Source organism: Streptomyces caelestis (genome assembly GCF_014205255.1).
Classification (GTDB): Bacteria; Actinomycetota; Actinomycetes; order Streptomycetales; family Streptomycetaceae; genus Streptomyces; species Streptomyces caelestis.
In genome coordinates this window covers 8,773,089-8,794,341 of sequence record NZ_JACHNE010000001.1, presented here as the reverse complement: position 1 = coordinate 8,794,341, position 21,253 = coordinate 8,773,089, and the positions used below count along the sequence as shown (strand labels likewise).

15 protein-coding genes and 1 pseudogene are annotated in these 21,253 nt (G+C 69.6%); 7 read left to right on the top strand and 9 right to left on the bottom strand.

Translation table 11 applies throughout. The features are described 5' to 3' along the window. The first annotated feature begins 8 nt into the window (after positions 1-8). Positions 9-1,781: a cellulase family glycosylhydrolase gene (locus HDA41_RS39800; RefSeq protein WP_184992843.1), complete on the top strand. Its 1,773-nt coding sequence runs from the start codon at positions 9-11 to the stop codon at positions 1,779-1,781. 147 nt (positions 1,782-1,928) lie between these two features. On the opposite strand, the gene HDA41_RS39795 is transcribed toward HDA41_RS39800, so the two are convergent. From HDA41_RS39795 to HDA41_RS39785, 3 genes and pseudogenes are all read right to left on the bottom strand, one after another. Beyond that, on the bottom strand, positions 1,929-4,070 hold the full coding sequence (locus tag HDA41_RS39795; RefSeq protein WP_184992841.1) for a beta-galactosidase: 2,142 nt from the start codon (positions 4,068-4,070) through the stop codon (positions 1,929-1,931). A 112-nt stretch (positions 4,071-4,182) separates the two neighbouring features. Continuing rightward, positions 4,183-5,471 (bottom strand): annotated as a pseudogene (locus HDA41_RS39790) (CE1 family esterase). A 52-nt stretch (positions 5,472-5,523) separates the two neighbouring features. After that, positions 5,524-7,170, bottom strand: a complete 1,647-nt coding sequence (locus HDA41_RS39785) for a glycoside hydrolase family 27 protein (protein ID WP_184992839.1) — start codon at positions 7,168-7,170, stop codon at positions 5,524-5,526. Between the two features lie 359 nt (positions 7,171-7,529). Between HDA41_RS39785 and HDA41_RS39780 the strand changes: the two genes are divergently transcribed. After that, entirely contained in the window at positions 7,530-9,173 is a 1,644-nt protein-coding gene (locus HDA41_RS39780; RefSeq protein WP_184994130.1) for a glycoside hydrolase family 43 protein, read from the top strand. Between the two features lie 47 nt (positions 9,174-9,220). Then, the gene (locus HDA41_RS39775) at positions 9,221-11,269 is read left to right on the top strand and encodes a glycoside hydrolase (RefSeq protein ID WP_184992837.1); all 2,049 of its coding nucleotides are present in this window, start codon (positions 9,221-9,223) and stop codon (positions 11,267-11,269) included. A 97-nt stretch (positions 11,270-11,366) separates the two neighbouring features. On the opposite strand, the gene HDA41_RS39770 is transcribed toward HDA41_RS39775, so the two are convergent. Then, entirely contained in the window at positions 11,367-12,380 is a 1,014-nt protein-coding gene (locus HDA41_RS39770) for a LacI family DNA-binding transcriptional regulator (protein WP_184992835.1), read from the bottom strand. A 324-nt stretch (positions 12,381-12,704) separates the two neighbouring features. On the opposite strand from HDA41_RS39770, the gene HDA41_RS39765 reads away from it, so the two are divergent. After that, positions 12,705-13,670 carry a glycoside hydrolase family 6 protein gene (locus tag HDA41_RS39765; protein WP_184992833.1) on the top strand — a complete coding sequence of 322 codons (966 nt, stop codon included), beginning with the start codon at positions 12,705-12,707 and terminating at the stop codon, positions 13,668-13,670. Between the two features lie 344 nt (positions 13,671-14,014). After that, on the top strand, positions 14,015-16,450 hold the full coding sequence (locus HDA41_RS39760) for a SpoIIE family protein phosphatase (protein ID WP_221511701.1): 2,436 nt from the start codon (positions 14,015-14,017) through the stop codon (positions 16,448-16,450). A 130-nt stretch (positions 16,451-16,580) separates the two neighbouring features. Here the strand turns inward: HDA41_RS39760 and HDA41_RS39755 are convergent, their stop codons facing one another. Further along, entirely contained in the window at positions 16,581-17,234 is a 654-nt protein-coding gene (locus HDA41_RS39755; protein ID WP_184992829.1) for an NAD(P)H-binding protein, read from the bottom strand. Positions 17,235-17,428: 194 nt separating this feature from the next. On the opposite strand from HDA41_RS39755, the gene HDA41_RS39750 reads away from it, so the two are divergent. Then, positions 17,429-17,851 (top strand): DUF350 domain-containing protein, encoded by a 423-nt coding sequence (locus HDA41_RS39750; RefSeq protein WP_184992827.1) that lies wholly within the window; start codon positions 17,429-17,431, stop codon positions 17,849-17,851. A 131-nt stretch (positions 17,852-17,982) separates the two neighbouring features. On the opposite strand, the gene HDA41_RS39745 is transcribed toward HDA41_RS39750, so the two are convergent. Further along, complete coding sequence (locus HDA41_RS39745; protein WP_184992825.1) at positions 17,983-18,240, bottom strand: hypothetical protein; 258 nt, start codon at positions 18,238-18,240, stop codon at positions 17,983-17,985. Positions 18,241-18,282: 42 nt separating this feature from the next. Further along, on the bottom strand, positions 18,283-18,519 hold the full coding sequence (locus HDA41_RS42530) for a hypothetical protein (protein WP_311772190.1): 237 nt from the start codon (positions 18,517-18,519) through the stop codon (positions 18,283-18,285). 357 nt (positions 18,520-18,876) lie between these two features. On the opposite strand from HDA41_RS42530, the gene HDA41_RS39735 reads away from it, so the two are divergent. Further along, complete coding sequence (locus HDA41_RS39735) at positions 18,877-19,548, top strand: pyridoxamine 5'-phosphate oxidase family protein (RefSeq protein WP_230299747.1); 672 nt, start codon at positions 18,877-18,879, stop codon at positions 19,546-19,548. Between the two features lie 195 nt (positions 19,549-19,743). On the opposite strand, the gene HDA41_RS39730 is transcribed toward HDA41_RS39735, so the two are convergent. Then, positions 19,744-20,139 carry a hypothetical protein gene (locus tag HDA41_RS39730; RefSeq protein ID WP_230299746.1) on the bottom strand — a complete coding sequence of 132 codons (396 nt, stop codon included), beginning with the start codon at positions 20,137-20,139 and terminating at the stop codon, positions 19,744-19,746. Between the two features lie 94 nt (positions 20,140-20,233). Continuing rightward, positions 20,234-21,226 carry an ArsR/SmtB family transcription factor gene (locus tag HDA41_RS39725; protein WP_184992819.1) on the bottom strand — a complete coding sequence of 331 codons (993 nt, stop codon included), beginning with the start codon at positions 21,224-21,226 and terminating at the stop codon, positions 20,234-20,236. Positions 21,227-21,253: the final 27 nt, after the last annotated feature.

Here is a 21,253-nt window from a genome sequence, read left to right as displayed (position 1 = left end):
CATGACAGATGAAGGACATACGCAGATCCGCGCACCACCGCAGCCGCGGCCCCGGACGCCTGGCCGGCCTGCTGATGGCGCTGCTCGTCGTCCTGGGACTGTCCGGCAGCACCGCGGTCGCCGCGTCCGGCGGCACGGCACAGCAGGCAACCGCCACGGTCGGAGTCCCGGCCCGCGCCATGGACGCCGTCGCCGCGATGCAGCCCAGCTGGAACCTGGGCAACACCCTGGACGCGATTCCGGAAGAGACGTCCTGGGGCAACCCCAAGGCCGGCAGGGAGCTGTTCAAGACCATCCGGGCGGAGGGCTTCCGCAGCGTCCGCATCCCGGTGACCTGGAGCGCACACCAGTCCACCACCGCGCCCCACACCATCGACGCCGCGTACCTGAGCCGCGTCAAGCAGGTGGTCGACTGGGCGCTCGCCGAGAAGCTCTACGTCGTGCTCAACGTCCACCACGACTCGTGGCAGTGGATCGACGACATGCCCGCCGACCACGACGGAGTACTGGCCCGCTTCAACTCCATCTGGACCCAGATCTCCCAGGTGTTCCGCGACGAGCCGCGCACCCTGATCTTCGAGGGCGTCAACGAGCCGGTCTTCGAGAAGGCCACGGCGGAGCAGAAGACCAAGCTCCTGAGGGAGCTGAACACCTCCTTCCACGAGATCGTCCGTTCCTCGGGCGGCGGGAACTCCGACCGCTTTCTCATGATGTCCACGGAGGCGGGTACGCCCTCCCAGAACCTCATGGACGACCTGTACACCACGATCAAGTCGCTGAACGACCGCGACCTGATCGCCACCGTGCACTACTACAGCTGGTACCCGTTCAGCGTGAACATCGCGGGCGGCACCCACTACGACGACGCCGCCCAGAACGACCTCGACGACGCCTTCGCCCGCATGCGCGACACCTTCGTCGCCCGGGGCATCCCCGTCTACCTCGGTGAGTACGGCCTGCTCGGCTGGCCGGACCACAACCACCCCTCGCGTGTCGAGCGGGGCGAGGCACTGAAGTACTACGAGCACCTCGGACACGCCGCGCGCCTCGCCGGAGTCACCACCGCGCTGTGGGACCCCGGAACTTGGGCCTATCTGAACCGGGAGACCCGGAAGTGGACGGACCCCGCCCTGTTCGCCTGGATCAAGTCCAGCTGGACCACCCGGTCGGGAACGGCCTCCTTCGACAAGGTCTTCGTGCCGAAGTCGAGCCCGATCACGGCCAAGGGGCTCACCCTGAATCTGAACGGCACCACGTTCCGGGGCCTGTGGCACGGCAAGACCAAGCTCGTCGAGGGACGGGACTACACCCTCTTCGACACGAAGCGGCTCACCCTCACCGCCCGCACGCTGACCCGGCTGACCGGCGACCGCGAGTACGGGGTCAACGCGACGCTCCAGGCCCGGTTCTCCCGCGGCCTGCCCTGGCAGATCGACGTGGTCACCTACGACCCTCCGGTGCTGTCGAACGCGACGGGCACACCCGAGTCGTTCACCATTCCCACGAAGTACCAGGGTGACCTGCTGGCGACCATGGAGGCCACGTACGCCGACGGCGGCAACGCCGGCCAGACCAGCTGGACTCCGTACCAGGAGTTCAACATGGCCTTCTCGCCGGACTACCCGAAGGGCACGATCATCCTGACCCCCGCTTTCCTCAAGGCACTGCGTGACGGCGAAGCGGCGACGCTGACCTTCCACTTCTACAGTGGCGCCACGCTGAAGTACAAGGTCACGAAGTCCGGAGACTCAGTCACCGGAACGGCCGTCAAGGAATCCTGAGGGCACCAGGCCGACGTTCGCGTCCCGCGTTCTGCGCCTCCGTCATGTGCGTCGTGGTCCTGCGAGAGGGCCGCCGGCCTCCGGGCCCGGCAGGTCCCGGCCAGTCCGAGATGAGGTGGGACCAGAGGGCTGCCGCGGTGGCGGGTGTCACCGGTCCTCCGCGGCGGCTCCCGGTGCGGCGGCGAGGACGCGGACGTCCCAGGCGCCGAGCCGCACGGGTGTACCGGCCGGGGCCACGCTGTCGTCCAGGGCGTCGGTCAGGTCCACCGGGGCCCGGGCGGTGGCCGGCTGCCAGCTCCAGTTGTGGACGACATGGACGCGCCGGCCGTCGGGGGCGGTGCCGGTGGCGACGGTGACCGAGTCCGGCAGGCCCTGCCAGCCGCTGCACGGGGAGGGCGAGAGCCACGCGGCGAGCGCGCGGGCCAGATCGCGGCCGGGCACGGTGCCCACGCACGTGACGCGGCCCGCGCCGTGGCGGCGGGTGGTGACGGCGGGCCAGCGTCCGAAGTGCGGGTGGTCGTACTCGGCCAGGACGTCGGCGTCCTCGACGGCCAGACCCTCCACCCAACGGGTGGCCACCGCGTCGGCGGGCAGCTGGAGCGGGCTGTCCGGTGCGGTGCGCAGCGGCAGGTCGGCGTACAGGTTGCTGAACTCGTCGTACCGGACGCCCGCCGCCCGAACCAGTCGCGCCGGTGTCACCTCATGGCGTGCCCGCGCCTCATGGTCGCCGTAGCCGGTGCGGGGACCGAGGACGAGGTGGCCGCCCGCCTCCGCGTAGGCGCCGAGCCAGTCGAGCATCCCGTCGTCCGCCACGTACAGCGCGGGAGCGATGAGCACGGGGTGCAGCTCGGCCGCCGACTCCGGTGCCACTCCCGGGCGTTCGCCGCGCGGGTCGTGCAACTGACGGGCGTGCAGGATCCGCACCTGGCGCCCCGCCTCGAACGCGCCCCGGTAGAACGGGTCGAAGATGCCCTCGTACGCACCCGCGTCCGGACCGCCGTCGGGGCCGGCGAGCGGCGGGTACTTGCGCATCAGCCACTTGCTCGGCGCCGAGTACACCATGGCGATGTCCGCGTCCGGCGCGATACCGGCGACCAGGCCCCCGGCCCGCTCGAACTCAGCGCCCAGACGGGCGAGTTCAGCGTAGACGCGGCCCGGTCGTCCGCTGTGCGGGAGGATCCCGCCCCAGTACGTCTCAGTGCCGAAGTGCAGCGTGTGCCAGTGCCAGTACTCGATCATGCGGGCCCCGCGCGCGACCAGCGCCCACGCGGCCTGCCGCCACTGCCCGTCGGAGGCGGGGCGATTGTCGGACGTGCCGCCGATGGCCTGGGCGTTGGTCTCCGTGATGAGGAACGGCTCCTGGCGCGAGGAGTAGATCCGGTCGGCGCTCTGGTGCAGTGCCCATGCCCCGTACGCCATCCACTGCTGCGGCAGCTTCTCGCGCGGCGGCTCGGGCATCGTGAGGCTGTCCTGCATGTCGTAGTACGGGTTGCCCGCGGTGATGTCCAGGCTGTCGGTGAGTTCGTCGTCCTCCAGGCCGGGAGAGCCGTAGGCGAGGCACGTGGTGACGAACTGGCCGGGCCTCGCGTACTCGCGCACGATGCCGGCCTGCCAGGCGATGAACTCGGTGGTCTGGCGCGCCTGGAACGCCTGCCAGGCCAGGTCGTACTGCGGCTGCGCGTTGCCCTCCGGGGTCCACAGGTCGGCCCAGGTGGACAGCCGGTGCGACCAGTACACCAGCCCCCATTCGCGGTTGAGGGTCTCCACATCGCCGTACCGCTGCCGCAGGTCGTCCACGAACCGCTGGAAGACACCGTGGTTGTGCGGCAGTCGCGGGCCGGGCTCGTTGTCGACCTGGAAGCCGATGACCGCGGGATGGGCGGCGTAACGGGCCGCGATCGCGCGGATCACCCGCTCCGCGTGGAAACGGAAGGCCGGGTGCGTGAAGTCGACTTCCTGGCGGGCGCCCCACGCCGCGCGGCGCCCGGTGGCGTCCTCGGCGGCGATCTCCGGGTACTGCCGGGCCAGCCACGGCGGCACCGCGTAGGTGGGGGTTCCGAGGACGACGGAGATGCCGCGCTCGTGGGCGCCGTCGAGGACGGGTTGCAGCCAGTCGAGTTCGAACCGGCCGTTCTCCGGTTCCCAGGTGGACCAGACCGACTCGCCGACGCGGATGACGGTGAACTTCGCCTCCGCCATGAGATCGAGGTCGGTCTTGAGCCGCTCGTACGGCTGGTACTCGTGGTAGTAGGCGGCGCCGAACAGAACGCGCGCGGGCAGATCGGTCATGCGAAGTCCTCAAGAGACGTATGGGTCGGCGAGGGGTCCTCACCGTGGACAGCGACAGGAACCCGCAACGCGCCCGGATCCCGGGCGCATCCTTTCCCTTGGAGCTGTGTGGTCACTCCACAGCACAAGCGGTGCCGTTGAGGGGGTAGGAGCTCGGCGGGGCGGTGTTGCCTGTATGGCCGGCCTGGAAGCCGATGTCCACGGACGCGCCGGGCGCGATGGTGGCGTTGTGGGAGGCGTTGCTTGCCGTCACCCGGCCGGAGGCGGGCGAGTACTGCGCGTTCCAGCCGGAGGTGATGGTCTGCCCGCCAGGGAGGGTGAACTCCAAGGACCAGCCGTCGATCGCGGTGGTGCCGGTGTTGGTGACGGAGATGTTCGAGGTCAGGCCGCTGTTCCAGGCGCTGACGGTGTCGGTGACCCGGCAGCCGGCGGGCCCCGTTGGCGGGCTGGAGGTCTGGAACTGCGTGAAGAACTTCCACACCTCTGCCGGCACCCAGGTGCGGGAGCCACTGTCACCGCGGGCCCCGTCCTGCGGAGCGGGGATGTGTCCTTCGTCGAACGCGGCCCAGGCGACCGGAAGCCCGGCCGAGCACCCGGAGTAGGTGGTGACCCGGTGAGTGAGGCTGCCCTGCGCCGGCTCGGGCGGGTTCTGCGGGGTGCAGCCGTTGTTCCTGACGAACCTGTCCCGCATCGTCCGCCCTCCGGAGATGCCGAGCACACTGTCCCTGAGGCCGTGCACCCCCAGGTAGGCGATGGGCTGAGTGCCGCCGCTGCATCCGCTGAGCTGTCCGCCGCCCAGGACCGCGACCGCGCGGAAGACCGTCGCCCGGGAGCACGCGAGCGAGTAGGACATGGCGCCGCCGTAACTGAACCCAAGGGCGAAGCGCTGTGCCGTGTCGACGCACAGGTCCGCCTCGATCCGCCTGACCATGTCGTCGACGAAGGTGACGTCCTCCCCGCCGGTGTTGGCCCAGCCGTTGTTGAGGCCCTGGGGTGCGACGAGGACGGTGCTGTTGCCGGCCAGTCGCTGGAGCCCGTAGTAGGCCCAGGTGCCCGTTTCCACGGTGCGGCCCGTGGCGACGTCGGTGGAGGTGCCGCCCAGCCAGTGGAACCCGAAGACCAGCCGGTGGGCACGGTCGCGGTCGTAGCCGTCCGGGATGCGCAGGATGAAGCTGCGGTTCCTTCCGTTGCTCCGGATCGTGTGCGTACCGCTCGTCAGAGTCGGGGCCTTGCCGCATCCGGGGTCACGGCGGCGGTGCCGACGGTCGCGGCAGCCGTGCCGGAGGCCGTGAGCGGCGTGTTCGCGCGGTGGTCACTGCCCAGCGCCGTGCCACCCAGGGTCAGGACGAGCAGCACCGCGAAGACGGAGGGCCATAGGTGGAATCTCGAGCTCTTCGTCATGCAACTCCCCTTTTTCTGCAGGAACATCGCCTCGGCCGGCCGGAGCCGGGTGTCACGCGCGGGTCCACCTCTGGTTGGCCTGGCCGTTACAGGCCCACAGGACCAGCGGCGTTCCGTTGGCGGTGCCGGCCCGGTCGACGTCGAGGCACAGCCCGGCGTGGACGTTGCGGATCGACCCGTCGGAGCCGAGGGTCCACTTCTGGTTGTTCTGGCCGTTGCAGGGCCACGTGACGACTCGAGTGCCGTTGGCGGTGCCCTGGTTGGAGGCGTCCAGGCACTTGTCGCCGAAGACGCGGATCTCGCCGCCGGCCCACGTGGTCCACTGCTGGTTGGCGGCCGTGTGGCAGTCCCAGATCAGTACCGTCGCCCCGGCAGCGGTGGAGGCGTTGTCCACGTCCAGGCAGCGGCCGGACGCGTTGCCGCGCCATCGCGAGGTGGTGGCGGCCAGCGGGCTGCCCCCGCTCACCCGGAACACGGCCACGCCGTGCGCGGGGACGCTCGCCGAGATCTGCCCGGACGTGCTCGACATGCCGCCGGTCCACAGGTCCGTGAGGGTGAACGGCCCGCCGGACAGGCCGACTTGCGCGGCCGTGGTGGTGACCGTCGCCGTGCCGCCTCCCCGGTTGAACAGGCCCACCGCCACCGAGCCGTCGGACAGCGGCTTGGCGAACACCTCGGTGGCGCCGTCGTCGCGCACCCTGCGCCCGCCCGCTCCCAGCGGGTCCTGGTTCACCGCCAGCAGACGCGGGTTGCGCAGGATCGCGCTCACGTCGGCGGACATGGTGCGGATGTCGTTGCCGGCCATGAGCGGTGCACCCAGCAGCGCCCACAGCGCGAAGTGGGAACGGGACTCGGTCAGTGACAGACCGGGACGGCCGACGACCAGCATGTCGGGGTCGTTCCAGTGCCCTGGGCCCGACTGTGCCGCCAGCGGCGCGGTGACGTCCAGGACGTTACCGACACCCATCGGATAGCTGTTGGTGTTGCCGTTCTGCCAGATGTCGAGCAGGTCCTCGGTCGTCCGCCACAGGTCGGCGACCTCGCCCCAGTTGTACGTGGCACCGGTGGGGGCGTGCAGGCTGTTGGGGTTGATGCTGTAGACGATCGGCCGCCCGGTGGCGCGCAGGGCGTCGCGCATCAGCGTGAACCGCGCGACCTGCTCGTCGCGGGTGCCACTGGGGGAACACCAGTCGTACTTGAGGTAGTCGACGCCCCAGGAGGCGAACGTGGCGGCGTCCTGGGCCTCGTGTCCCTTGCTGCCGGTGGCACCCGGGTAGCTGCCCACGGCCTGCGCGCAGGTGCGCTCCCCCGGTGCCTGGTAGATGCCGAACTTCAGGCCCTTGCTGTGGATGTAGTCCCCGAGCGCCTTCATCCCGCTGGGGAACTTGGCCGGATTGGCCCGCAGGTTGCCCGCCGCGTCGCGCTGCGGGTCGAACCAGCAGTCGTCGACGACCACGTACCGGTAGCCGGCGTCCCGCATGCCGGATGACACCATCGCGTCGGCGGCCTGGCGTACCTGGGCCTCGGTGATCCCGCACCCGAAGCTGTTCCAGCTGTTCCACCCCAACGGCGGGGTGAGCGCCGGGCTGCCGGGCGCGGCCGAAGCGGTGGAGTGGACTGCGGCCGTGAAGGACGCGGTGACCGTCAGCGCGGCGGCCGCGAAGAGACGAAGCAGTCGTCTCCCTGATCGTCTGCGCACCGTGGGCTCCTGTTCCGGGGTAGGCGCGGAAGGGCGCCGCCTGGCCGACGCCAGACAGTGGATGAATGCTGCATCGCCGAACGATAACGACATGCACATGACACTTGCTGTCGTTCGAAATTTCGATCTACTTTCGAACGTCGCCGTCACGGATATTAAGGAGGATTCCGAGCCTGTCAACACCAGGGGCCAAGCTGTCGATCCTTCAGGACCGCACCCGGAGCCGAAACATTTCGAGGTTAGCCACGAATCATGCGAGACGTATTGACGGGAGTTCTCAACCGCCTAGCATCCAGGATGCTCGATAAGTCGCTCCACCCTCCGAAGCGCATCACCCGTAGAGGGAACGACACATGGATATGTCATGCTCGCGTCAATACTTGAGTCGCCGCCGGGCGCTGGCTGCCGGCACCGGTCTGGTCACCGGCGCCTTCCTGCCTCCGGCCGGAGCCTCCCGGACCGCCGCGGCCGTTCCCGCCCGTGAGTCGCCCCTCGCGGCCGCCGCGGCGTACACGAACCCGGTGATCTGGCAGGACTTCGCGGACATCGACGTCATCCGCGTCGGCGCCACCTACTATGCCTCGGCCTCGACGATGCACTACTCGCCGGGCGCACCCGTCCTGCGTTCGTACGACCTGGTGAACTGGGAGATCGCCGGTCACTCGGTGCCGTCCCTCGACTTCGGCGCCAAGTACGACCTGAACGGTGGCCGTGGCTACGTCCGGGGCGTCTGGGCATCATCGCTGGCCCACCGCCCGAGCAACCGGACCTTCTACTGGCTCGGCCAGATCGACTTCGCCAGGACGTACATCTACACCGCCACCGCGGTCGAGGGACCATGGAGCAGGCTCACGACGATCAGCACGCCGTACTACGACGCGGGGCTGCTCGTCGACAGCGACGACACCCTGTACGTGGCGTACGGGAACACCACCATCAGCGTGGCCCAGCTCTCGCGCGACGGCCGCACCCAGGTCCGCACGCAACAGGTGTTCACCACACCGCCGAGTGTCGGCACGCTGGAGGGGGCCCGCTTCTACAAGATCAACGGGCAGTACTACATCTTCCTCACCCGCCCCGCGAACGGGCAGTACATCCTGAAGTCGTCGAGCGGCCCCTTCGGTCCGTACACGATGCGGCAGGTGCTCCTCGACCTGCGCGGGCCGATCCCCGGCGGTGGCGTCCCGCACCAGGGCGGACTGGTGCGGACGCAGAACGGCGCCTGGTACTACCTGGCATTCGTCGACGCCTACCCCGGCGGCCGGATGCCCGCCCTGGCACCCGTCACCTGGACCTCGGACGGCTGGCCCGTCGTGCAACTCGTCAACGGCGCGTGGGGCACCTCGTATCCCAGCCCGGCCGTGCCCACTCCGCCCCGCCAGGTCACCCCCATGACCGGCGTCGACACCTTCGACGGCACGACCCTCGAACCGAGATGGGAGTGGAACCACAACCCGGACAACACCAAGTGGTCGGTCGCGGGCGGACTGACCCTGCGCACCGCGACCGTCACCAACGACCTGTACTGGGCCCGCAACACGCTCACCCACCGCATCCAGGGTCCCACCTCCACGGCCACGGTCGATCTCGACTTCTCGGCGATGCGGGACGGCGACCGGGCCGGGCTCGCGCTGCTGCGAGACTCCTCAGCCTGGATCGGGGTCAGACGCGACGGTGGCGCGACGCGGGTGGTCATGGTCAACGGGCTGACCATGGACAGCAACTGGAACACCACGGGCACCGGTACCGAGGTCGCGAGCGCCCCGGTCTCCGGCGGCCGCATCCGGCTGCGCGCGAGCGCGGACATCCGTCCTGGAGCGCCCCGGCCCGGCACCTTTTCCTACAGCACCGACGGCACCGCCTTCACCCGCCTCGGGCCCGCCTTCTCCATGGGCAACGACTGGCGGTTCTTCATGGGCTACCGATTCGCCCTCTTCAACCACGCCACGCAGGCGCTCGGCGGCGCGGTCCGCGTCACGCGGTTCGAACTGTCCACGCCCTGAACGGCGGCATGGAACGCACCACCCAACCCCCCAACCCGAGGAGAACCATGAACCCGCTGAAACGGTTCGGCCGTCGCCGAGCCTTCGTCTTAGCCCTGCTGGCCACGGCCGCGCTGATGACGCCCGGCACCGCGACCGGCGCACCCGAAGGCGTCCAGGCCAGCACGCTGGGCGCGCAAGCGGCCCAGTCCGGACGGTACTTCGGGACCGCCGTGGCCGCCGGACGGCTCGGCGACGGAACGTACACCCGCATCCTGGACCGCGAGTTCAACTCGGTCACAGCCGAGAACGAGATGAAGTGGGACGCGACCGAGCGGTCCCGCGGACAGTTCACCTTCGGCGCCGCCGACCAGATCGTCAACCGCGCGGCGGCCCGAGGCCAGCGCGTGCGGGGCCACACGCTGGTGTGGCACTCCCAGCTGCCCGACTGGGTCAAGGCCATCAGGGACGCGAACACGCTGCGCAGCGTGATGAACAACCACGTCACCACCGTGGCGAACCGCTACAAGGGCCGGATCCACTCCTGGGACGTGGTCAACGAGGCCTTCGCCGACGGCGGCAGCGGCCAGCTGCGCGGCTCGGTCTTCCGGGACGTGCTGGGCAACGGCTTCATCGAGCAGGCGTTCCGCACCGCGCGGTCGGCCGACCCTGCGGCCAAGCTCTGTTACAACGACTACAACATCGAAAACTGGAGCGACGCCAAGACCCAGGGCGTCTACCGCATGGTGCGCGACTTCAAGGCGCGCGGCGTGCCCATCGACTGCGTCGGCCTCCAGGCCCACTTCGGCGCCGGCGGCCCGCCCGCCAGCTTCCAGACGACGCTGTCGAGCTTCGCCGCCCTCGGCGTGGACGTCCAGATCACCGAACTCGACATCGCGCAGGCACCGCCGAACGCGTACGCGAACACCGTCAGGGCCTGCATGAACGTGGCGCGCTGCACCGGCATCACCGTGTGGGGCATCCGCGACAGCGACTCCTGGCGCAGCGGGGAGAACCCCCTGCTGTTCGACCGCAACGGCAACAAGAAGCCGGCCTACCAGGCAACGCTGTCGGCGATGGGCGGCTCGGCCGCGACACAGAAGGCTGAGGGCGGCTCGGCCGCACCCCAGAAGGCCGGCACCCGTTCGGCCCGGTCCGCCGCCGCGCTGCCCTCCCGCTTCTCCTGGAGTTCCGGCGGGCCGCTGATCTCACCGAAGCCGGACGCCACCCACACCATCGCCGGGATCAAGGATCCGACGGTCGTCCGGTACAACGGCAAGTACCACGTGTTCGCCAGTACCGCGAGCTCCTCCGGGTACAACCTGGTGTACCTGAACTTCAGTGACTGGTCGCAGGCCGGCTCGGCCACGCACCACTACCTGGACCGCACCGCCATCGGGAAGGGGTACCGGGCCGCGCCGCAGGTCTTCTACTACGCGCCGCAACGCCTGTGGTACCTCGTCTACCAGACCGGCAACGCCTCATACTCCACCAACCCCGACATCAGCAACCCCAACGGGTGGAGCGCACCGCGCAACTTCTACTCGTCGATGCCGGACATCATCAGGCAGAACATCGGCAACGGCCACTGGGTCGACATGTGGGTGATCTGCGACAACGCCAACTGCTATCTGTTCTCCTCCGACGACAACGGGCACCTGTACCGCTCCCGGACGACCGTCGGTCAGTTCCCGAACGGCTTCACCAACACGGTCATCGCGGCGCAGGACTCCAAGTTCGCCCTGTTCGAAGCGAGCAACGTGTACAAGGTGCAGGGGTCCAACCAGTACCTGCTCCTGGTGGAGGCCATCGGATCGGACGGCCGGCGCTACTTCCGCTCCTGGACGACGAGCAACCTCGCCGGCTCCTGGACGCAACTGGCCGCATCCGAGAGCAACCCCTTCGCCAGGTCGAACAACGTCAGCTTTCCCTCGGGAGCCTGGACCAGGGACATCAGCCACGGCGAGATGATCCGTGCCGGTTACGACCAGACACTGACCATCCCCGCCTGCCGGCTCCAGTACCTCTACCAAGGCATGAACCCCGGCGCGGGCGGCGACTACAACCTCCTCCCCTGGCGGCTGGGCCTGCTCACCCAGACCAACTCCACCTGCTGACAGCCGTGGGCCCCGCCGTCGTGCGGGGCCCACGCCCACAGGGAGCGGCAATCAGCCGGGGCCGTCCCTCGCCGTCATGCTCGTCAGTTCCGGCCCGTCAGGCGCTTGAGCGGGTGACCAGGCGTGTGGGCAGGATCAACGGGGTGGGGTCGTGTCCGTTGATGACCGTGACGAGCATGCGCGCCATCTCCCGCCCGAGAGCCGTTATGGGCTGGTGGACGGTGGTGAGGGGCGGATCGGCGACCTGGGCAACGGTCAGGTCGTCGAAGCCCACCACAGCGATGTCGGCGGGGACCGCCCGGCCGGCCGCACGCAACGTGCGCAGCGCCCCCGCTGCCATGTTGTCGTTGGCAGCGAACACGCCGTCCACGTCGGGGTGGTGCGCCAGCAGGCCGGCCATGGCGGCGGCTCCGCTGGGCTCGGTGAAGTCCCCCTCCTGCGGCGGCAACGGATCGAGGCCGGCCGCCAACAAGGCGTCCCGGTAGCCCCGGTACCGGGCCCGCCCGGCCTCGGTGTCCAGACGCCCGCAGATCGCCGCCACGCGGGTCCGGCCGCGCGAAACCAGGTACTCGGTCGCCTCGCGCGCTCCGCCGACGTTGTCGACGTCCACATACCACCGGGGAGCCGAACCGACCGGGCGTCCTCCGAACACGACGGGCATCTCCGCCTCCTCGGCCACACCGGCCAGCGGGTCGTCCTCGCGCAGCGCCATCAGCATGACACCGTCGGCGCCCTTGGACCGGAAGAGCTCCTCCACCCGCTTGCGGCCCCGGTCGGAAGCGGCCAGGCACAGCGTCAGATGCAGATCGGCCTCCTCCAGAGCGGTCGACGCCCCCACGATCACCTGGGCGAAGAACGGATCCGCGAAGATCGACGGATCCTCTCCCGAGACGACCAGGGCGGCCGCTCCCGTGTGACGTGTGGCCAGAGCACGGGCGGTCGGATTGGGTACATAACCGAGTTGCCGCACCGCCCGCGCAACCGCCTCCCGTTTGGCACGGCTGACATGCGGAGCGTCGTTGAGGGCACGGGAGGCCACCGAACGGGAGACACCGGCGAGTTCGGCCACCTCGGCGAGCGTCGGCTGCCGACGCGGCGCATCTTCTGCCATGAACCACGAGCCCTTCCCTCACGACCGGACGGGAAGCGTCTCACCCCTGACATGGCACTGCCACCACCCCTCCTGGGAGCGCTTCCAGTTTTACGAAATGAAGGCGTGTTCTCGCCAGACGAATCGCGTGGCGCATCGGCTCTTGACAGCTCAACTACCCCGCAACACCATACCGAACAGACCCCAACGATTTTCCCAGTGCTGTTGGGACCGTTCCCAGTGGGAGCGCTCCCAAGATCAGGTCGGCAACACCGCTCTTGCTCAGGTCGCACGCTCGGGACCAGAGCGTGCGACGCTCCCCTGCCAGGAAATCGAGGTTCAGTCATGCGCCGCAGACTCCGCGCCTTGGCCGCAGCGCTCGTCGCTCTGCCGCTGGCGTTCGCCGCCGCACCGTCCGCCCACGCGGCCGACCCGACCACCATGACCAATGGGTTCTACGTGGACCCCGACAACAGCGCGAAGAGGTGGGCCGCCGCCAATCCCGGCGACGGCCGAGCCGCCGCGATCAACGCCTCCATCGCCAACACCCCGATGGCCCGCTGGTTCGGCTCCTGGAGCGGCACCATCGGCACCGCCACGGGGGCCTACGCGGGAGCAGCGGACCGCGTCGACAAGCTGCCCCTCCTCGTCGCCTACAACATCTACAACCGCGACTACTGCGGCGGGCACTCCGCGGGCGGAGCCGCCTCGCCGTCCGCCTACGCCGACTGGATCGCCCAGTTCGCCGCCGGGATCGCCAACCGCCCCGCCGTCGTCATCCTCGAACCGGACTCCCTCGGGGACTACGGCTGCATGACCCAGGCGCAGATCGACGAACGCGAGGCCATGCTCACCGGCGCACTGGCCCAGTTCAGCCGTCAGGCCCCCAACACCTGGGTCTACATGGACGCCGGCAATCCGCGCTGGGCCGACGCGGCGACCATGGCCCGGCGCCTCCACGAAGCCGGCCTCCGACAGGCTCACGGCTTCTCGCTCAACATCTCCAACTACATCCCCACCGCCGAGAACACCGCCTACGGCAACGCCGTCAACCGTGAACTGAGCTCCCGCTACGGCTACACCAAGCCGTTCGTCGTGGACACCAGCCGCAACGGCAACGGCTCCAACGGCCAGTGGTGCAACCCCTCAGGCCGCCGCATCGGCACCCCCACCCAGCTGGGCGGAGGCGCCGAGATGCTCCTGTGGATCAAGGTTCCGGGCGAGTCCGACGGCAACTGCGGCGTCGGAGGCGGCTCCTCGGCCGGGCAGTTCCTCCCGGAGGTCGCCTACAAGATGATCTACGGCTACTGATCCCAGACTCCCGTGGCCTGGTACGCCCTGCCCCGCGACCGGGCCACGGCGCCGTCCGCCACCCCCCGGGCCGAGTCCGCCCCTCACGTATTTCGCCACCGGCTCGGAGGGGCACGCCGCCGTCGAGGCGCGCGAGCACCGCGTACGCATACGGCGCCGCGCGGCCACCGTCACCGCGGCCTCACCGCGACGCCGGCATGAGCCACGCTCGCACTGGACGGGACCACCCCGGCCTGTAAGACAGGCCGGGGCGCCGTGGAGCGGGGGCGGATCTAGGCTGGAAGCAGCCGCTGGAAACCAGCCCTGGCAGGACGGCTGTCCGGACGGAGGCGCGACGCGTGGAAATGGCCGACACAAGGGACGCCCCCACTGCCGCAGTCGTTGTGGACCCGGACGGCGTGGTGAGCGGCTGGAGTGAGGGCGGGCGGCTGCTGCTGGGCTGGACGGCGCAGGACACCGTCGGCCGCCCCGTGACCGACCTGCTGGTCGATCCCCCGCCACCCGGCTTCCCCGAGGGCTACGGCGCCGGCCCCGACCCCACGGGGTCCATCCGCGTGCGCCACCGGGACGGTTTCACGGTGGACGCCGTGGTGGCGGCTCACCCGCTGTCCGGCCCCGACGGGCGGGCACTGGGTCACGTGGTGACCATCCAGCGCTGGGGACGCCGCCCGGTGATCGCCGACCGGGCCTTCGAGCAGTGCCCCTTCGCTCTGGGCGTCTACGACCCTGAGCTGCGGTTCTTGTGGATCAACGCCTCCTCGGGCCGGGTGATAGCGCACTCCGAGGAGCAAGTGCTCGGTAAGAAGTACCGCGAGCTGTTTCCCGAATTCGACCGCGAGCTGTTTCCCGAAAGGGACGACAAGCCCTACACCGACCAGCTCGCCGAGGTGGTGAGGACGGGCAAGCCCGCGCGTCTCATCACCGTCTTCCGCCCGCTCGGCAGCAACTACGCCAACGCCTGGGCCACCAGCATGTGGCCCGTCCGAGATGCCGGGGGCAGGGTTCGCGCGGTCGCCAACTGGGGATTCGACATGAGCGCCGAGTACTGGGCTCGGCAGCGCCTGCTCATCCTCAACGAGGCCAGCGGCGGCATCGGCCGGACACTCGACGTGATCGGCACGGCCCGGGAACTGGCCATGACCCCGGTGCCGGGATTCGCCGACCTCGTCACCGTGGACCTCTTCGACGAGGTGCTGCACGGAGAGGAACCCCCCTCCGCGTCCACGTTCACCCCCGGCGAGACCATCACACTCAGCCGTGCCGCCCAGCACAGCGCGAAGGAGGACACCGACCGGACTGCCGGGCCGACGGCGCAGGTCAGCCACCCTCCCGGCTCCGTCGCCGCCTGCTGCATGGCGGCCGGCAGGTCCACGGTCGAGCTCGCCGCTGAGCCCGGCGAGGGCGGCGAATGGGCCTTCGGGCCCGGGCTCGCCGCCGACCCGGCCCACTGGCCGCCGGGCAACCCGCTGATCGACGCCTCCCTCGCCAAGGACGGGCTGACCGGCCGGATCACCGTGCCGCTGCGGGCGCGCGGCGCGCTCCTCGGCGTCGTCGCCTTCTCCCGCACCGACCGGCCCGAGGCGTTCACCGCCGACGACCTGATCCTCGCCGAAGAGCTGACCGCCAAGGCAGCCGTCGCCATCGACAACGCCCGCCGGTACTCACGCGAGCGCACGACCGCGCTGACCCTGCAACGCAGCCTGCTGCCGCAGGGGCTGCCGAACCAGGAGGCGGTCGAGGTCGCGTCCCGCTACCTGCCCGGCGGGACCGGCGTCGAAGTGGGCGGTGACTGGTTCGACGTCATTCCGCTGTCCGGCGCCCGGGTCGCCCTGGTCGTCGGCGATGTCGTCGGCCACGGCCTGCACGCCTCGGCCAGCATGGGCCGGCTGCGCACGGCGGTCCGCACCCTCGCCGACGTCGACCTGCCGCCGGACGAGCTGCTGACTCACCTGGACGACCTGGTCCTCCACCTCGCCAGCGACCTCCAGCCCGGCCACTTCCAGCCGACCGGCGAGTCCGGGGCCACCTGCCTGTACACCGTCTACGACCCCGTCTCCCGGCGCCTCACGCTGGCGAGCGCCGGCCATCCTGTGCCGCTGGTCATCTCCCCGGACGGCACCAGGACACCGGTACCCGCGCAGCCGGGACCGCCGCTCGGTATCGGTGGGCTGCCTTTCGAGGCCGCCGAGCTCGATCTGCCCGAGGGCAGCCTGCTCGCCCTCTACACCGACGGACTGGTGCAAAGCCGCAAGCGCGACGTCGACCAGGGGATCGCCGAACTGCAGCGGGTCCTGAAGCACTCGGTCAGGTCACTGGAGGCCCTGTGCGACACGGTGCTGGACGCCATGCTCCCCGAACGCCGTACCGACGACGCCGCCCTGCTGCTCGCTCGCACTCACGCGCTGGATCCCCACCACGTCGCCGACTGGGACGTCGAACCCGACCCCGCGCAGGTGCCGCGCGCCAGGAAGTTCGCCGTCGAGCAGGTGGACGCCTGGGGCCTCAAGGAGGCGTCATTCGTCACCGAACTGGTCGTCAGCGAGCTGGTCACCAACGCCATCAGATACGGAGAGCCGCCGATCAGGCTACGGCTGATTCGCGATACTTCCCTGATCTGCGAGGTCTCCGACGCGAGCAACACCGCCCCGCACCTACGCCGGGCCCGCGCCTTCGACGAGGGCGGCCGGGGCCTGCTGCTCGTCGCCCAGCTCACCGAGGGGTGGGGCACCCGGCACACCACCAGCGGCAAGACGATCTGGTGCGCGCAGGCCCTCCTCTAGCCTGAGCCGCGCTTGAATCCGAGCCCCCGCCGCCTCACGAAGACTGTCCCGCACACGCAAAGCCCGCAGTCAGCCACGCAACGCGACGACGAGCTGACTTCCGCGACCTGCGCGAGTCCAACCGGATCGGTCAAGAGCGGACGTTCGCTTGGACCGCCTCCTCGATGGGTGTCGACCCCGAGTTGAGTTCGAGGATCTGCCGGCCGATCCGGGGCTCGTGGAGCAGTTCGGCGAGGGTGGCGGCGACGTCGTCGCGAGCGATCTGGCCATGGAACTCAGCCGGCCCGAGGGACACGGTGCCGGTACCCGGGCCGTCGAGAAGGAGTGACGGTCGGAGGATCAGCCAATTCAGATCGCTGCGGCTGAGCGCGACGTCTGCGCCCTTCTTCACGGCGAAGTAGTACTCGACCTCCTCGCCGAGGTCGCGTTCCCGCCATGACTCCGGAAGCACCGACACCAGCACAAAGCGCTCCACGCCCGCGAGGCATGCCGCTTTCATCGCCTTTTCGACACCGTCGCCGTCGACAGCCGTCGTGACCTCTTTGCTGCCACCATTCGATCCGGCACTGAAGACGATCACGTCGACGTCACCGAATGCTGCCGCCAGTTGTTCCACCGTCATGCTGGAGAGATCGCCGACGCGTGCGTTCACGCCTCGCGTCGCGAGTTCGGCCTGCTGGTCGTCCCGGCGGACGAGCCCATGGACGGTGTCTCCCCGGGAGCGCAGCTTCTGCCCAAGCAGACCACCGATACCGCCGGTGATGCCGATGATGAAGACGTCCACGTCGGATGCTCCGTTCTCTCGATGCAACTCTTTGGCTCCTGACGCCGGGGCCGGCAGCGGCCAAGGTCGGTCCTCGCGTTGGTGATCCTCACGGAGGGCCGGGCGCCGATCAGTGGGCCGAACCTGTGCGCTAGATTTTGCCTCTCCTCGACCGCGATCACTCACGATCTCTACGCTTCGGAGTCGGCAACCCCATGAGCGACATCGTCAACGGACTCGGACGTGCCACCGCATACGGCGGCCTGGGACTGGTCCTGTTGGTCCTCGGCATCATCCTGGTCGACGTGCTGACGCCCGGAAAGCTCGGCCGGCAGATATGGGAACAGCGCAATCGCAACGCCGCCATGGTGCTCAGCTCCGCACTGCTCGGTATCGGCGGCATCGTGTTCACGTCCATCTGGACGACGTACGAGGACTTCGGCAAGGGACTGGCCTCGACCGCGGCGTTCGGGCTGCTGGGGCTGGTGATGATGGCCGTGGCGTTCTTGGTGGTGGACCTGATCACGCCGGGGCGCCTGGGTGCGACGCTGGTCGAGGCAGAGCCTCATCCTGCGGTCTGGGTGACGGCCTCCTGCAACCTCGCCGTGTCCGCCATCATCTCGGCCTCCATCGCCTGAACCGCTGTCCCTGAGGGACGGCCCACCACCACACGCCACGGAGGGCCGCCCGGTTCGGAAGTGCCGGTCACAGCGGCCCCATGGAGTGGTCGGGGGGACGCGCCCGCGCGTTGCTGTCGCGGGCGTCCCGTTCAGCCGTCCTTGCCCCGGTCGAACCTCATCGTCGCCACCGTCAGCAGCGGACCGGCCCAGAACAGCGCCTGTGGGACCGTGCGTTCCGTCCACGGGGTCTGGGTGATGAGCAGGGCGCAGACCATGGCCCATGCCGCCTGGGCCGGCACGACCCGCGGCCGGCTGCGACGACGGAGCAGCGAGCGCAGATCGACCCGGATGCCGGCGCGCAGCCGCCGGTACCCCAACCGGGCACCCAGGGCCCAGACCACTGCCATGGGGACGAGGCCCCGGAGCCGCTGGCCCAGCGGCAGCTTCCGCTACCGATCGGCAGCCTCGACCACTCGCATGGCGATGTCCTGCACCGACCGGCTGTCCGTGGGGATAGGGACGGTGCCCACTGGAGCCTGCTCGTCCAGGTGCTGTGCCATCCGCAGGCTCCGCTCGATGTGAGCGTTTAGCTGGGACCCGATTTCCCGCTGGGCGAGCTGCTCTCGCACGGTAGCTTCCTCCGCCGTGAGCAGGACGTGGGTGACTTCGCTGTCGCTGCTGTCCATGGCCCGGCTGACCATGGGCCCTTCCAGGACGCTCACCGTGTTGGTAGAGATCAGCCGGTGCTGGCCGACTGATCCATGTGGGCGCCCTCGATCAGACGGTGCGCTGTGTCCTTCCCCTGCAACACCGCGATGCCTCCCATGAGTCGTCTTCCCGGCTCCCGCCCCACCACCCATGAGCAACAGCTGGTGAGCAGTCGTGGCTCGTCAGCCTGGCAGAGCCCGGTCCACCCCGGTACGGGGTTTCGGCTGGGCACCGGTGCATTCGGCGTCTGCTCTAGTCTCTCGTACATGGCCGGAGGCGATTTTCGGCCTGCCAGGTGACGAAACCAGTCACGTACGCCGATGTCAGGAGGACCGTTGCACCACGATGAGCGGGCAGACCGGCCCGGTAGCCACGGTGAGCACCAGATCCAGCGTGAGTTGGGCACCGTCAGCCGCGCCGACCGGTTCTACGACGAGCAGGTTCTGGACCGGCTCAACCAGCGTATGAAGGAGTTCGTGGCCCGCCAGGAGATGTTCTTCCTCGCGACGTCGGACAGTCACGGCGAGTGCGACAGCACCTTCCGCGCCGGCCCGCCCGGCTTTCTCCGGGTACTCGACGACGCGACTCTGGCATACCCGGAGTACCGCGGGAACGGCGTCATGGCCTCGCTCGGCAACATCCGGGAGAACCCGCACATCGGTATGCTGATGATCGACTTTTCCCAGGACCGTATCGGCCTCCATGTCAACGGCCGCGCACATCTGGTCACCGATGACACGATGCGCCGGAGAATTCCAGACATACCGGTCGACCCCGTACCGGGACGCCGCCCCCAGATGTGGGTGGAGGTCGAGGTCGAAGAGGCGTACATCCACTGCTCGAAGCACATACCGAGGCTGGTCGGAGCACCGCTCCGGCAGAACACCGGCGGGACGGACCGTTCCCCTGCCGACGGCGAGCAGGCCTGGGGCACCGACGACCCCAAGCGCAAGGGTGGCGACTACTTCGGAGCGGCGGCCCAGGAGCGGGGACTGGCTCCCCGTTGAAGGCCGGCCGGGACATTCGACCCACCCGAAAGCCCGGCGCGATTCGCTCAGGCGCTGCGGGATTCCGGCCGGGGCCGGGCTGGTGCGGGCGGTGCGCGCAGGCAGGGCCGGGCCCCTCGGCGAAGAGGAGCCCGGCCCTGTCCCTGTCCCGGTTCCGCGTCCCCGGTCGGTCTGTGGGACTGCGCGTCCAGGGGTCTATGGCTTGATGTAGATCGAGTTGATCGGGGTCAGGTCCTGGTCGATGTACCAGCCCGGCCCCATCTTGTCCCCGCAACCCGTTCCGTTGCTGCCCGTGCACATCTGCACGGTCCAGCCGCCGGTCTGGTTGTTGAAGACACGGTGCTTGCCGTACTGGTTGTAGAGCTTGTGGACCCCCGCACTCCAGTAGGTGTGGGACGGCTTGTTGTTGTTCCAGCTCGGCCCCGGATAGATGCACACCGCCCCGGAGGGACAGCCGTAGCTGGCCCCTGCCGCCTGGGCGCGGTCCGCCCCTGACGCGCCTGCCGCGGCCGGTCCCGCGCCGGCCAGCAGCCCGGCCCCGAGGGCGACTGCGGCGGTTCCGCCCGCCAGAGCCATCCTGAACTTACCCATAGTTGCCTCCCCGTAGTGGCTTTGTCCGCAGCCGCACCCGCGCCTGCACCAGCAGCCTCGGCCGAACGTCACAGCCGCGCACGACTCTTTGGCTTCAGCCAAAGCGACCCCCCAGCAGCCGCCGCCCCAGCGGGGTCGCCGCATGCAGCACGTGCTTGCCGTCCCGATGGCTCGACAGCAGCCCGGCCTCGCGGAGCACCGTCAATTGCTGGCTGGCACTGGGCAGCGAGATACCGACGTGTGTGGCCAGTCGGGAGGTGGTGCTCCAGGCACGCGCCGCTGCCTCCTGGAGCAGTGCGGCCCTGGTGGAGCCCAGCAGCTTGGACAGTTCGGCCTGTCCGACAGCGGATACCAGTGGCGCCGACTTCTCCACCGGGTAGACCAGCACCGGTTGCAGCGAGCAGTCGAACAGGGTGATCGGGCGCCGCCAGCAGAAGTACGAGGGGATCAGGAGCAGCCCCCGTCCTTCGAGGTACATGTCCCGGTCGACCGGGTAGTCCGCCTCCAGGACGGGCGACTGCCATCGCGCCATCGGGCGGAAGGTGTTCATCAGGCCCCTGATCCCGTCGGCCAGCAGGGCTTGGGAACGCCGGCTCACGTCCGCGCGTACGGCCGTCTCCACCGCATCCCATACGGGGGTGATGAACGCTTCGTGGTACACCCGCAGCAACCCGCCGAGCAGCAGCAGGACCTCCCGCTCGCCGCGTGCCAGGGCCGGCCCGGCGAAGGGACGGCGGCCGTCGGCCGCCACGAGGCCGATCTCGTGGTTCAGCTGCCGGCGCGGCGTTGCCAGCACCCGGTCGATTCCGTCCTCCAGAGCGTGGTCCTGTCGCTCGCCGCTCGGCGTCAGAAAATCCGGGAAGTAGTTGGCGTACGGCACCAGGCTGCCTATCGCCCGGACTGACCTCCCAGGTGCTCCCCCGCGCCTCAGCCCCTCCCGGACGCGGCGCCGCCACAGGTCAAAGGCCTGGGGCCCCTCCCGGGTCTGCAGTCGGCAGACACTGCAGATGATCTCCCAGAGCGGGTCGGGTCTGTCGGCGATCCGGATGCGCTCCAGATCCCGGCTGGTGAAGTGGATTCGCAACACGCTTCCCCCGTATGCCGCGAAGACATT